The sequence below is a fragment of the Butyrivibrio sp. NATIVEDY162 genome (assembly GCF_045999815.1).
Taxonomy (GTDB): domain Bacteria; phylum Bacillota; class Clostridia; order Lachnospirales; family Lachnospiraceae; genus Butyrivibrio.
In genome coordinates, this window is record NZ_CP172573.1 from 3178382 (window position 1) to 3193033 (window position 14652).

Here is a 14652-nt window from a genome sequence, read left to right on the forward strand (position 1 = left end):
AAGAAGTAAGCGGAAAAATATATCCCGTTACAATCGATTATGCGCGAAGCGCAACGAGAGTGTAACGGGATATATTTTGTAGCGTATCATCACTTATTCCATAAAAAAGCTTTAGCAGTAATTATTGAACATCATGCCGCTGTATTCGCTTGTGATATATGGTGATGGATTATCCCCACCATGCGGATCCTTGTAATTGAAAACCGGTCTTTCAACATATTTCATAGGGTCGACGGAAATCTCATCGGTTTTTGCTACAAGAGCCTTGGCGAAATTCTTCAGAGGAACCACAACCTCTTTAGGAGGCTCAGCCCCGGATTTCTCACGAAGGAGCTGGGCATTATAATCTATGCGACCATCCTCTTTTAGAGATATTCCATATTCTGATGTTCCCTTGAGACTGTTTTCTGCAATGGCAACGGTTTCACCAATAAGCTTTGAACTCTTGATTCCGGAGTTTTGTACATTACTTACGCTCTCTATAAAAGTGTTATATCCGTTTATAAGAGATCTTACATTTTCAACAAGAGCATCGCTTTCGTTTGTGACACCTATTGTAACAGGAGTACCTTCCTCAGTAGGAGCGCGAAGAGTTATATCGAACTCATTGCCAACCGTAAATCTGTTGGAGGATGAACTGTGCTCTGTGCCGTTTAGCGAAAACTGTGCGTTGGAGGGCTCCTGTGCTATCAGGTTCAAACCGAAATATGAAACGCTGCCACTGTTTTCAGCCGTCTTGGATTCACTGACTTCAAATCTCAGATTCTGACCGGGCTTTAAACCGGTATCGCTTGACCCGATTATCAGGGTGCTCTTTCCGTCGTCGCTTTCCTGCATGCCGGCGATAAGACCGATTCCTGCTTTATTTATAAGGCGGGAGAGCTTTGCCTGAATATCATGGTTGGTATCATGCTCTCTAATGCTATATTGAAATTCGTAATCGTGTCCGTTTATTCCTATGTTAAATGCGTAGGTTCCTTTTGGAAGAGGAACTGATTCCTCAGGATTAAGAAAATGACCGGCGTTTATCTGGTTGGTTGCAAGGTGGCTTACTTCTATATTAAATTCAGAAGTTCCACTATTGCCTTTCCCTACATATTCTACTGAAACCTTATCAGGATCAGATGATGCTGCAGACTTTTTGCCAAGAGATGAGCTCTCTTCGTTGCTCATATTTTCAAGCTGACTTTTGAGTGTCCGGGCATGCTCTTTAATACCCACGACCTCCGCCTGGGCGTTATCATCCTGTTTTAAAACATGAAGAGGGGATTCTTTATTGATCTTAGCGATAGATTTGTAGACGCTTTGCAATTCGCTTTTCTTGTGCTTGTCTATGTTGGCATTTTCTTTTGCAACATAAGTGGATGCGAAATGATTATAAGCTTCATTAATACCAATGCCTGCCATGCTGCCCCTCCTTTCTTCCTTGATGTCGTGCGAGTGCTTCTGCCAATCCATTGGCAACCGACACGAGGGCATACAAAGACATGTTTTATTACTATAACATTATCATCAGCTTGGCAAGAACGTCAATTAAATAAGTATAAACATATTGTAAAAAGAATCGAAAAGCTGTAAAGTATTTAATGGATTTAGCCGAGTAGGAAGACTTAATATTTAAGAAGTTCTTCTATATTAATGAAAATTTGACCGGCTAATGAAAATAATAGTTTTAAAAAATACAGTTGACGTTCAAAAGTACCTATGCTATATTATACAAGCGACAGAAAATTTAGGTCTTTTTTTTATGCCTTAAAACAGGCTGTAAAATCGAAATAACGCACGGAGGAATGAACAATGCGTACAAGAATCACACTTGCTTGCACAGAGTGCAAAAACCGTAACTATGACACAACAAAGGATAAGAAGACACATCCTGACAGAATGGAAATCAAGAAGTATTGCCCTTTCTGCAAGAAGCATACACCGCACAAGGAGACAAAGTAATTCCATACTAACGTGGGAAAAGTCCTTGAGTTGAAGGGAGTATAGTTGATATGAGCGATAATAATGCTACTAAAAATGCACAGGAGAGCAAAGTATCTTCTTTTATCAAAGGCGTTAAGGCTGAGTTTAACAAGATTATCTGGCCTACCAGAGAAGATATTACAAAGCAGACAACTGCTGTTGTTATTATTTCCGTTATAATCGGAGCTCTTATAGCTGTGTTTGACTACGCTTTTGGTTACCTGATTAATATCATAACCAAGATTTGATAAAGGAGTATTATGGCAGAAGAGATGCAGAATGAAAATGAACTCGATCTGACTTTGGGCTCTGCAGAAGAAGATGCACAGGCTGTAGAAGCAACAGAAGATGCTGCTGATACTGCTGACACAAGTGTTGAGACTTCAGGAGCTCCTGCTCACCAAAACGCTCACTGGTATGTTGTTCATACATACTCAGGCTATGAGATGAAGGTTAAGGCTAACCTTGAGAAGACTATTGAAAACCGTCATCTTGAGAACCAGATTTTTGAGGTTCGTGTACCGCTTCAGGATGTTGTAGAGATGAAGAATGGTGCGCGTAAGACTGTTAGCCGCAAGATGTTTCCCGGTTATGTCCTTGTTAATATGGACATGAACGATGAGACCTGGTATGTTGTACGCAACACCCGAGGTGTTACTGGATTCGTGGGACCCGGAAGTAAACCGGTACCGCTGTCAGATGCAGAGATTAAGCCTCTTGGAATCAAGACAGAAAATATGTCTGTTGATTTCGGCGTAGGCGACGAGATTGCAGTTGTTGCCGGCGTTTGGAATGGTACTGTTGGTATCGTTCAGCGTATGGACTTCGGTAAGCAGAGTGCTACTATCAATGTTAATCTGTTTGGTAGAGAGACACCTGTTGAAATTGGATTCACAGAAGTTCGTAAGGTGACAAGCTAAAATTGGTATATCGTAGATTTGTCTACTATATATAGATGGGTTGGAATTAAGCTATTTCAATTCATGGGAACTGGAGTGGGAGCATTTGTGTACAGCTTTCGCCGGTATTTTCGGTCGAGAGGCATGGAGTACACTCGGAATGCGCCTGACCACATTATTTCTAGGAGGTGCCATTATGGCAAAGAAAGTCGAAGGATACATTAAGTTACAGATCCAGGCTGGTAAAGCAACACCAGCACCGCCGGTAGGTCCGGCTCTTGGTCAGCACGGTGTTAACATCGTTGAATTCACAAAGCAGTTCAACGCTAAGACAGCTGACAAAGGTGATGTCATCATTCCTGTTGTCATCACAGTTTATGCAGACAGAAGTTTCACATTCATTACAAAGACTCCGCCTGCAGCAGTTCTTCTTAAGAAGGCTTGCAACCTTCAGAAGGCTTCCGGTGTTCCGAACAAGAACAAGGTAGCTAAGATTTCTAAAGACAAGATCAGAGAGATCGCAGAGACAAAGATGCCTGACCTGAATGCAGTTGATATCGAGGGTGCTATGAGCATGATCGCTGGTACTGCACGCAGCATGGGTATTGTAGTAGAAGACTGACGGAGGACTAAGAGATGAAACACGGAAAGAAGTATGTTGAAGCTGCTAAGCTCATTAACAGAACTGAGCAGTATGAAGCTGCAGAAGCAATCTCTTTAGTAAAGAAGTCTGCTACTGCAAAATTTGATGAGACTGTAGAAGTACACATTCGTACAAGTTGCGATGGTCGTCATGCGGATCAGCAGATCCGTGGTGCGGTTGTTCTTCCGCACGGAACAGGTAAGACAGTTAAGGTTCTTGTATTCGCTAAGGGTACAAAGCTTGACGAGGCACAGGCTGCTGGCGCTGACCATGTAGGTGGCGAGGAGCTCATTCCTAAGATTCAGAACGAAGGTTGGCTTGACTTTGACGTTGTAGTTGCTACACCTGATATGATGGGTGTTGTAGGACGTCTTGGTAAGGTTCTCGGACCTAAGGGTCTCATGCCTAACCCGAAGGCTGGTACAGTAACAATGGATGTTACAAAGGCTATCAACGATATCAAGGCTGGTAAGATTGAGTATCGTCTTGACAAGGCTAATATCATCCACTGCCCTATCGGAAAGGCATCTTTCTCAGAGGATCAGCTTCAGCAGAACTTTACTGCACTTATGGATGCGATTGTTAAGGCTAAGCCTTCAACAGTTAAGGGTCAGTACCTTAAGAGCATCTCACTTGCTACAACAATGGGCCCTGGTGTCAAGGTTGTTGCAAACAGATATTAATTTGTATTTGAGAATATCAATATAATATGAGTATCGGATAGCTGTTGCGCTAAGTTTTTAGTGCAACAGCTATTTTTTTTATAAAAATATGGTATTCTTAAATTGGGGAGTGAGCGGAACAGCAGATGTTCTGTAAAGGTTATGAAAAATAGTTTGTATGACGATGGAAAAAAAGGTGTAGGAGGCCATAAGACAAGGATAAATACTGCGGTAATAGCGGCAGTATGCGCATTTTTGGTCACTATTACAGTAGGCGGCATAGTGCTGCTGTCACTATCAGCCGGTAACGCAGTTAATGATGAGGTGGCGGATGACACAATAGCCGGGGAGAATTCAAGACTTCCCGGAGCTACTAAGATAGAAAACAGGAGCGCGGATGTAGGAATATTTAGTAATACAGATGTTGCTCATGAAGATAAAAAAGATAATGGTTTATCAGAACCGGATGCTAATGATATAAACGGAACAGAAGCTGAGGAAGAATCCGGGCAGGGACAGGAAGAAGCAGATGCAGAAATAGCAGAACTTGATCCTAAATGGGAGCATGCAATTACTCCCGCAAATCAGGATTATGTATCCATGGCATTTGCAGGTGATATTCTTTTTGATCCGGGATATGCAATAATGAATAAAATCCGACAAAATGGTGGTGGAATAGATGGGGTTATAGGTGAAAGTCTTCTATCATACATGAGAAGCGCGGATGTGATGGTTGTAAATAATGAGTTCCCCTATTCCTATGGCGGAAGCCCTACTGAGGGAAAAACTTTTACTTTCAGAGCTGATCCTTCGTCAGCTGAACTTTTGAACCAGATGGGAGTGGATGTAGCTACACTGGCCAATAACCATGCCTATGATTACGGCGAGACAGCTCTACTTGATACCTTGAATGCTATTGATAATGTAGGAGTTTCAAGGATAGGAGCAGGAGCAAATCTTGAAGAGGCATCCCATCCCGTGTATTACATGGCTGATAATGGCATAAAGATCGCTATAATCGCAGCTACCGAGATAGAGAGAATAGATTCTCCGGATACAAAGGGAGCAACGGACAATTCACCGGGGGTTTTCAGGTGCCTGGATATAACAAAACTTGTGAGCAGAATAAGAGAAGCCAAAGAAACAGGAGCTTTTGTAATTGTATGTATTCACTGGGGAACTGAGAACAAAGAGGAAATAGACTGGTGGCAGCAAAAGCAGGGACCTGAGATAGTTGAGGCAGGTGCGGATCTTATAGTCGGTGCTCATCCTCACATTTTACAGAAGATAGGATACATAAATGGGGTTCCTGTCGTATATAGCCTGGGAAATTATCTTTTTAACTCTAAGGAGTTGCAGACAGGGCTTTTGAGAGCAAACATTTATAAAGACGGTCAGGTAAAATTACAGCTTGTTCCAGCCATTCAAAGCGGATGCACAGTTTTTGAAGCTACAGGTGAGAGCAGGGCAGCTGTTTTAAACCATATGAGACAAATGTCAGATGGTATATCTATTGACGATGATGGTTTTATTCAATAAGATTAATATATAGACAAATAATATACGCGAGCAGCTTTTTAATAGAATCATCATTAGTGGACATAGTAATATAATAATTGTAGTGTATCATTGAATTAGTGAGGGGCGTTCCATGATTACTGTAAGCTTATGTATGATCGTTAAGAATGAAGAGGAAAAACTCGGCAACTGTCTGGATTGTCTTAAGGATTTGGTTGATGAGATGATAATAGTCGATACCGGATCTTCTGATAGGACTATCGAGATAGCCAAATCCTATGGAGCTAAGGTTTTTGAGTTCGAATGGACAGGAAGCTTTTCCGATGCCAGGAATTATTCCTTTGAGCAGGCAACATGTGATTTTATATATTCTGCAGATGCCGATGAGATTATTGATGAGGAAAATCGTGAACGCTTCAAACAATTGAAAAATGACATCGATGAGCTCGACATAGATGTTGTTCAGATGTATTACTGTAATCAGCTGAGTCATAATACTGTTTATAATTATGACCGTGAGCTCAGACCCAAGCTTTTCAGAAGACTTCGCAAATATGTGTGGCATGACCCGATCCATGAGATGGTAAAACTTGATTCTACAGTGTGCAACAGCGATATCGAGATTCAGCATAATCCTACTGAGGATCATGGTGAAAGGGATCTGGCGGCGTTTAGGCGTGCTGTCAGAGAAGGTGAGTATATAAGTAAGCGTCTTCATAACATGTATGCCAGAGAGCTTTTTATGGTTGGAACAGATGAAGATTTCATGCTGGCAAAAGAGTTCTTTGAGGATGCGATTGCAGACAACGGACGCGACCTTGATCAGATCAAAGAAGCTGCCTGCGTGCTTGCACATGTAGCAGTTATAGATGGTAAAACGGAAGAGATTCTGAAGTATTCACTAAAGGATCTCACTACCATACCATCGAGTGAAATGTGCTTTGAGCTTGGAACCTACTATCGCAATAAGGGAGATTTGGATGAAGCGATAGTCTGGTACTACAATGCAGCATATGAGACATCACCGATTCTGGATATTCACAGAGGTGGTGATATGGCTATTCGTAAGATAGCGGAGTGCTATAGGGAACTTGGTAACCTTGAGCAGGCTGAGGACTATGAGTCGGAAGCAGACAAGTGGGAAATTCCTTCGGGGGATATGCAGCAAACAATACTGTGAACTATAACAGGCAAAAATGTTTTTGATACTTACAATAATGGCAAGCTGATTTAAAGGCTTGCCATTCATTTTGAGCTGAGTACTCTATGAGGGAGAAAACGGGTTTGGTATGAGTTTTATTTTTGGGAGTAATCAGGAAGGCATAGACAAAAAACAAATGCGTAGAATAACTGCGATTTTAATGGGAATTATGATAAGCTCCTGCATTATTGGGTGCGGAGCCGATTCTGTAGCTGAAAAAACAACGACAGGAGTAGAGAGTACTATTTCTTCAAAGGTGGAGAGCTGGAAGCCTGAAGACGGTTATATAGCGAAATCAGAGAGGATTGACAGCGCTGCTTTTTTAGAGGAAGCAAATACTGAATTTGAGCTGAGTGTCCCTACATACGTCACAAAACTGGACGGTAATTGGTTTATAGTTGATTGTTATCACGACAGGATTATTTACAACGATAATTTGGAATCTCCGATAAATGAGTGGAAGGTATTGACTACAGATGTCAGACAGCCCCACACAATGGCGGGGGATGGCACGGTTATACTTGTGGATGATACCGAGAACAACAGAGTACTGGTATTTGAAAGACAGGAAGGAAGCTATGTAAATACACAGCTTTTTAATAATATTGGAAACAGACCGCATTACACTGTATATGATGAAAATGCCGGCGCTTTTTATGTATGGAGCTCCACAACAGGTGAGATGTATGTGTTCAGGCATGAAGAAGCCGCTTCTGAGGTATATCTTACTGAGATAAGGAAGGTACATGATGATGAAAACAGTCTTCTAGACGGCACGTATGTGAGGTCCTTTTATTTGGATGAGGATGAAATATACTTTGTTTCGGGAATCCGTTCAGATGGAATGGCATCCGGGATAATCATTTGCGACAAAGATACGCTTAAGATCAAAGAAAAAATAGATGTTCCGGATTCTTTGGCGGGTATGGTGGCTCTTTATCGTGATGGCGAATACTTTTACATAACTGTGTCAACCGATATATCCGGGAATCAGGACGCTGCTACAATGATAAGAACTAAGAATTTAAAAGGCCTGATAAACGGCGATTACGAAGATATTTACAGTAAGTATTTCATTGGAGGCGGAACTCCCTATAATGTCACCAAAATCGATGATATTTACTATCTTACAGAACACAGACTTCCGGGGCATTCTGTTTGGAGCTATAGAATTGAAAATGATGAAATAGTCGATGTGAAGGCTGTATATTGATATCTTTTGGAAATATAACATAAAAGGGTTGTTAAAGAACACTTTAGTATGTTAACATGGTAAAGTGTTAAAAACATTTATTTTTTATGGAGATAAATCATGAGTTGGGAAAAAGTTGTAAGACGAGTTACACCTTATGTTCCGGGTGAACAGCCGAAGGATGAAAACATAATCAAATTAAATACAAATGAGTGCCCTTATCCTCCGGCACCCGGGGTTAGAAAGCTCCTGGACAATATGAAATATGAGGATATGAGATTGTATCCAGATCCTGAGGCCACGGCTTTGACAGAGGCTCTTTCCGAATATTATAAGGTGCCGGAAGATCAGATCTTTGTGGGAGTTGGCTCTGATGACGTGCTTTCAATGGCATATCTTACTTTCTTCAATTCGGATAAGCCGATTCTTTTCCCGGATATAACCTATTCATTTTATGATGTGTGGGCAGAGCTGTATAAGATTCCCTATAAGAGGATTCCGGTAGCTGACGATTTTACGATTAATTTCGAAGATTACTATGAAGAGAATCAGCCAAATGGCGGAGTGATAATAGCTAATCCCAATGCGCCTGTTGGCATTTTTGAGCCTGTGTCCAAGCTTGAAGAGCTCGTTAAGCACAACAGAAATTCTGTTGTCATTATCGATGAAGCGTATATTGATTTTGGCGGCGAAAGTGCACTTCCTCTGATTGAAAAATACGATAATGTATTAATAGTTCAAACCTTTTCTAAGTCTCGTGCCATGGCAGGAATGAGAATAGGTTATGCGTTTGGTTCCAAAAAACTTATCGGCTATATGAAGGATGCAAAGTTTTCATTTAACTCATATACCATGAACAGACCATCATTGGAACTTGGCGTAGAGGCGATTAAGGATGATGAGTATTTCAGGCAGACTGTTGATAAGATAATTGCGACCAGGGAGAGGGTTAAGAAGGAACTGGATGCACTTGGGTTCTCATTCCCGGATTCGAAGGCCAACTTTATTTTTGCAAAACACTACAGGGTTTCAGGGGAAGAACTTTTCCTTGCTTTGAAAAAAGAGGGAATTTACGTAAGGTACTGGAGTAAGGAGAGGATTTACAACCACTTAAGAATTACCATCGGAACAGATGAAGAGATGGATAAGCTTATCGGTTTTTTGAAAGATTATCTGTCATAAATCGCAAAATACATAGATTATTGTTTCTCTGAGGGAAAACAATAATTTATAGTTTCTAAAAGAGCCGAAAACTAAAAATACTTGTAGAATGAACAGCCTTTTGATAGAATTGTGCATTGGAGCGTTTTGTATTAGCATCTTATTGCATGTAAATTTGAGAGAGGCTGTTTTTATGCTTAGATTTTTTAAGACATCACTTATTGGTCAGTATATTTTTGTATTTTTACTTTCGATGGTTCCGCTTGTTGAACTTAGAGGAGCGGTTCCTTCTGCACATGCATTTGCACATACTGCAACCGGTTTTGACCTTGTGCTGGGATATGTAATTATCGCGATCGGTAATATGATTCCGATGCCCTTTATCTTCTTCTTTGCAAGAAGGGTTCTGGAGTGGGGCAAGGATAAGCCTATTATTGGCAAATTTTTTTCTTTCTGCCTGACTAAGGGAGAAAAGGGTGGAATGAAGCTTCAGGCCAAGGCCGGCAGAGGACTTTATTTTGCACTTCTTCTTTTTGTTGGAATTCCGGTTCCCGGAACAGGTGCATGGACGGGTACCCTTGCTGCCTCAATCCTCGATATGGATTTTAAGAAGAGCGTACTTGCTGTTATCGGTGGAATTGCTCTTGCAGGAACCATAATGGGTCTTGTTAGCTTTTTTGGACTTAGTGCCCTTCTTGGACTTGCAGGATAATAATGTTAAAATAGGCTTAGATTTGCGATTTAAATTTTTTAGGAGCGGATGATGGAAGCCTATACGGATTTTGCAAAAGTATATGATGAATTTATGGATGAGACCCCATATCACGATTGGGCTGCGTATATAGCGCGGCTTATTTCGGGATATGGGATTTCTGTTCCTTACAGGAAAAAAACAGAAGAAGCCGTTGAGGAGAACAATGAGCAGGATGATCAGCAGGATGATCCTCTTTTACAGGAAAGGAATCTGGTGGTTGAGCTTGGCTGCGGAACGGGAAGCTTTACTGAGGAGATGGCTAAGCTTGGATACGACATGATTGGTATCGATAACTCCGGAGATATGCTTGGTATCGCCAGGAATAAAATGGAGCAGGCGGGCCTTGACATAATGTATCTGGAACAGGATATGTGCGAGCTGGACCTGTTCTGTACAGCGGGAACTATAGTCAGTGTGTGTGACAGCATAAATTACCTTATTGAGGATGAACAGATAAGGAAGGCATTTACCAAGGTGAATAATTACCTGTACCCCGGTGGACTTTTTTTATTTGACTTTAATACACTACATAAGTACAGGGATGTCATAGGCGATGTGACCATAGCTGAGAACAGAGATGACTGCAGCTTTATATGGGAAAACTTCTTCGATGTTGATACGAATATAAATGAATATGATCTGACACTTTTCGTGAAAAAAGAAGCAGGTAAAACATCGGGAAAAAAGGATAAAATCGTGGAATCCTCTGAGGAACTTTTTGAGAGATCAATAGAGACACATCTTCAAAGGGGATATACGCTGGATGAGATGAAGGCTTTTATAGAGCAGGCAGGGATGATTTTTATTACGGCTATTGATGCTGATACACATGAGGAACCGAATGATAACAGTGAGAGGATATATGTTCTTGCCAGAGAGCATGGGAAGGATTTGAATATCAAGTGAGGATAATAGCATGAAGGATGGATTTATAAAGGTTGCAGCAGCTACACCTAAGATAAGAGTGGCAGATCCGCTCTATAATGCTGACAGAATAATAGAACAGATGAAGGAAGCTGAGGAAAAGGGTGTCAAAATACTGGTTTTTCCGGAGCTTTGCGTTACGGGCTATACCTGTAATGATCTCTTTTTGCAGGAAGCGCTGCTTGAAGGGGCATTGGAGGGCCTTCAGAAGATCATAGATTACAGCTGCGGAAAAGATATGATTTCCTACATAGGAGCGCCTATAGAGGTCAATAACAAGCTTTATAACTGTGCTGTGATAATTCAGAATGGTCAGATAGTCGGTATCGTTCCCAAAAGTTATATTCCAAACCATGGAGAGTTTTATGAACAGAGGTACTTTGCCAGCGGCCTGGATATAGGCGATACGGCATTTGTACAGATTCAGGGCCTTCATATGAGGGATGATTTTGAGGATGATGATTTTGATACTGATGATGACGATGAGTGTATGGTGTCCTTTGGTAAGATTGTTCTTGATCTTAATTCATCAGTGAAGGGGCTAAAGGTTGCCTGTGAGCTATGCGAAGATCTGTGGGTGGCGGATACCCCCGGAACCTTATATGCCAGAGCCGGAGCAACAATTATTGTCAATCTGTCTGCTTCAAATGATCTTGTAGGAAAGGACTCCTACAGAAGAGACCTTGTGAGAATGACAAGCGGAAGACTTGCCTGCGGGTATATCTACGCATCTGCCGGGGACGGAGAATCAACGCAGGATATTGTATTTGGAGGCCATAATATCATAGCTGAAAACGGTACAATCCTTGCGGAGCAGCCGCTTTTTGAAAATGGGATAACTTATGCGGAAATAGATATAGCAAGGCTTTGTCATGAAAGAAGAAGGATTACAACCTTTGAATATTCTTATGACATTGATGACAAACTGGATGTAGTTGACGTTGATAAGCTTGAGATTACAAAGACAAAACTCACCAGAAGTTTTCCTGCAAAGCCATTTGTGCCTGCAAACGAAAGAGAGAGGGCAAAGCGTTGTGAGCAGATTTTATCAATCCAGGCAATGGGGCTAAAAAAGCGCCTTGAACATACAGGCTGTAAAACAGCAGTAATCGGCGTTTCAGGCGGCCTTGATTCAACGCTGGCACTTCTTGTTGCTGTGAGGGCTTTTGACGCATTAGAGCTTGACAGAAGCGGAATTATAGCTGTTACTATGCCATGCTTTGGAACTACAGACAGAACTTACAACAATGCCTGCAAACTTGCAAAAGCTCTGGGAGCTACTCTGAAGGAAGTGAATATCAAAAAATCCGTAATGCAGCACTTTGAAGATATAGGTCAGGATCCTGAGAAACATGATGTTACTTATGAAAATTGTCAGGCAAGGGAGCGCACACAGGTACTGATGGACATTGCCAACATGATGAACGGAATGGTGATAGGAACCGGTGACCTGTCCGAGCTGGCTTTGGGATGGGCTACCTATAACGGCGACCATATGTCAATGTATGGAGTAAATGCAGGAGTTCCAAAGACTCTTGTACGGCATCTTGTACAGTACTATGCGGATACCTGCGTGCTGGATGAATGCGAAGACTTTGATGTTAATAAGAAAACCGGAAAAGGAACGAAGGCAAGAAAGACAGATCTGACAAAGAATGTCAGGGAAGGCGCACTGGTAAGAGATGTACTGCTTGATGTTCTTGACACCCCTGTAAGCCCTGAGCTGTTACCTCCTACTGACGGTAAGATTTCACAGGAGACAGAGTCTATTGTAGGGCCTTATGAGCTCCATGACTTTTTCCTGTATTACATGCTGAGATGGGGATACCCGAAGGAAAAGATCCGCCGTATTGCTTATCTTACATTTGCAGGGGATGATGAAGGCTCTGAGGCAAGCTATGACAGAGCAACCATAGACAAGTGGCTTGATATTTTCTGCAGACGCTTCTTTACACAGCAGTTTAAGAGGAGTTGCCTCCCGGACGGACCCAAGGTCGGATCAGTTGCAGTGTCACCCAGAGGAGATCTCAGAATGCCATCTGATGCAAGTTTTGCCCTCTGGTTGTAAAAATTATAAACAGAATCTAAAAAATATTTGCGTGTCCTTAAATGTCAATGACATTTTTGTGACACGTAATTTTTTTGCCTTTTTGAATGCTATAATGACAACACAAAATAACCGGATGTAATTGGTGGGCAATAATCCCGCGCTACTACGAAAAGGAGAGCGCCTATGAAAAATATAGTATTTTCAAGCATTTTAACAATTTTTATCGGTGTGTTGATGCTTCCGGTATCCGCTTTTGCAGCAGACTATTCGGAAGCAATGTTTACAGAGAGTTTTGAGCAGGTTACAAATTACAATAAGTATGCAGCCAACGATGATTCTCTAAAAGGAAATCCCATATGGATCCAGGGAAAAGCGGCTGACTATGATAAAGTATCAAATTCCATAGTAGTAAAAACATCCGAAGGAAATTGGGCGGCATTTTGCGGTGATGAAGGCACAGAGAACTACAAAGCTCTTATACAGGAAGTGATAGGCAAGGATGTCAGAGTCTTCGGAAAATATAACGGTGTTTCTACGGATTTGAAATTGCCCCGCATAGATTTTATTCAAAGCAACATATATGAAAATGCATACAGACTTGAAACCACGGACAATAATTTCCGCGTTTCATATCCGGATTATGTGATAGATGTTCCTGAACTTGACAGTGAGACCACTTACGGGAATCTGACTTTTAAGGATTCAAGCAAACTTATAAAAACACAGGATGCGGACACATTGTTCTATTATTTCACAACTGAGGTTCCTGTTTTTATGCTGATCCATGAAGAGAAGCTGACAGGTGCGGCTTATGAGAACATGAGTGATCAGGAGATTCTCGATAACTTTGAGCAGTATTACAACAGAAATTCCCAGTATATCGTAAGAAAAGAAAGAACACAGATAGGAGACGCAAGCGGTATCATATGTGAGTCATCCTTCCTGGATAAAAATATGCCGTCAAACATGAGCTTGTATTGCTTTATGACTGTAATTGACCGTCATTATTATTACTTTGGTTATACACAGCCATATTTGGCTTCTGAGACTGTAAAGAGATTTATTCCCAGCATGCTGGAAAATGCCAGATATGAGAATGGTAAAAAAGAGGAAGAACCTGTTCTGAATGAAGAGCCGGCATCTTCAGAAGAAAATATTTCGACTAATGAAGAGACAGTAGTTTCTGAGGAGTCTTCCATAAGTGGAGAAACGAAAACTACTACAGAAGAGCCTGTAACGAATGAAGAGGAGGCGGTTCCTCAAGAAGAGGAGGCAGCTACTGCCGACGAGGAGAGGAAGGTTCCTTCCAAGAAAGAAGTTGTGGGACACTACACCATAACCATGGAGGTTGTCTTTGACAACGGAAAGTCCAAAAAGGACACAGGAGAGAATGTTTATTGGGGTGAGGATTATCTCACAGACTATAATGAGGACACAGGCGTTTGCATCCTTAAGGGTGATAGTTTTGAGGGCGTCATAACCTTCGAATATGACAAGGACAGAAATGTTATATGTCATGGCACGATAAATGGGGGCAATAACATTGGCTCTATTTTGGGCAAGCGGACGTCAGATTAAAAATGACTTTTTTCTGGAAAGAGTGAAACATTTGGGTCAGGATCCCCGGATTTAATTGTCCGGGGGTTCTTTTTGTGAGTGGAATGCCTGGCACTTGCTCAC

Annotated in this window: 13 protein-coding genes and 1 pseudogene; 13 read left to right on the plus strand and 1 reads right to left on the minus strand. The window is 41.6% G+C overall.

The window, feature by feature from the left end:
- Positions 1–111: 111 nt before the first annotated feature.
- Entirely contained in the window at positions 112–1407 is a 1296-nt protein-coding gene (fliD, locus tag ACHCNF_RS13860; protein WP_408070339.1) for a flagellar filament capping protein FliD, read from the minus strand.
- 390 nt (positions 1408–1797) lie between these two features.
- On the opposite strand from fliD, the gene rpmG reads away from it, so the two are divergent.
- The 13 genes and pseudogenes from rpmG (at position 1798) to ACHCNF_RS13925 (ending at position 14550) form a co-directional block, all read left to right on the plus strand.
- The gene (gene rpmG / locus ACHCNF_RS13865) at positions 1798–1947 is read left to right on the plus strand and encodes a 50S ribosomal protein L33 (protein ID WP_022760828.1); all 150 of its coding nucleotides are present in this window, start codon (positions 1798–1800) and stop codon (positions 1945–1947) included.
- A 50-nt stretch (positions 1948–1997) separates the two neighbouring features.
- On the plus strand, positions 1998–2216 hold the full coding sequence (gene secE, locus ACHCNF_RS13870) for a preprotein translocase subunit SecE (protein ID WP_408070340.1): 219 nt from the start codon (positions 1998–2000) through the stop codon (positions 2214–2216).
- A gap of 159 nt (positions 2217–2375) precedes the next feature.
- Positions 2376–2888, plus strand: a pseudogene (nusG, locus tag ACHCNF_RS13875) (transcription termination/antitermination protein NusG); the annotation flags it as partial.
- A gap of 175 nt (positions 2889–3063) precedes the next feature.
- Positions 3064–3489, plus strand: a complete 426-nt coding sequence (gene rplK / locus ACHCNF_RS13880; RefSeq protein ID WP_026661004.1) for a 50S ribosomal protein L11 — start codon at positions 3064–3066, stop codon at positions 3487–3489.
- A 14-nt stretch (positions 3490–3503) separates the two neighbouring features.
- On the plus strand, positions 3504–4193 hold the full coding sequence (gene rplA / locus ACHCNF_RS13885; RefSeq protein ID WP_408070341.1) for a 50S ribosomal protein L1: 690 nt from the start codon (positions 3504–3506) through the stop codon (positions 4191–4193).
- 141 nt (positions 4194–4334) lie between these two features.
- Positions 4335–5711, plus strand: a complete 1377-nt coding sequence (locus ACHCNF_RS13890; protein ID WP_408070342.1) for a CapA family protein — start codon at positions 4335–4337, stop codon at positions 5709–5711.
- A 112-nt stretch (positions 5712–5823) separates the two neighbouring features.
- A complete protein-coding gene (locus tag ACHCNF_RS13895) occupies positions 5824–6870 on the plus strand; it encodes a glycosyltransferase (RefSeq protein WP_408070343.1) in 1047 nt (348 codons plus the stop codon).
- Between the two features lie 109 nt (positions 6871–6979).
- Positions 6980–8104 carry an NHL repeat-containing protein gene (locus ACHCNF_RS13900; RefSeq protein WP_408070344.1) on the plus strand — a complete coding sequence of 375 codons (1125 nt, stop codon included), beginning with the start codon at positions 6980–6982 and terminating at the stop codon, positions 8102–8104.
- 96 nt (positions 8105–8200) lie between these two features.
- On the plus strand, positions 8201–9265 hold the full coding sequence (hisC, locus tag ACHCNF_RS13905) for a histidinol-phosphate transaminase (RefSeq protein ID WP_408072246.1): 1065 nt from the start codon (positions 8201–8203) through the stop codon (positions 9263–9265).
- A 172-nt stretch (positions 9266–9437) separates the two neighbouring features.
- Positions 9438–9956, plus strand: a complete 519-nt coding sequence (locus ACHCNF_RS13910) for a COG2426 family protein (RefSeq protein WP_408070345.1) — start codon at positions 9438–9440, stop codon at positions 9954–9956.
- Positions 9957–10007: 51 nt separating this feature from the next.
- A complete protein-coding gene (locus ACHCNF_RS13915) occupies positions 10008–10904 on the plus strand; it encodes a class I SAM-dependent DNA methyltransferase (protein ID WP_408070346.1) in 897 nt (298 codons plus the stop codon).
- A gap of 10 nt (positions 10905–10914) precedes the next feature.
- Positions 10915–12990 (plus strand): NAD(+) synthase, encoded by a 2076-nt coding sequence (locus ACHCNF_RS13920; protein ID WP_408070347.1) that lies wholly within the window; start codon positions 10915–10917, stop codon positions 12988–12990.
- Positions 12991–13155: 165 nt separating this feature from the next.
- Complete coding sequence (locus ACHCNF_RS13925) at positions 13156–14550, plus strand: hypothetical protein (protein WP_408070348.1); 1395 nt, start codon at positions 13156–13158, stop codon at positions 14548–14550.
- Positions 14551–14652: the final 102 nt, after the last annotated feature.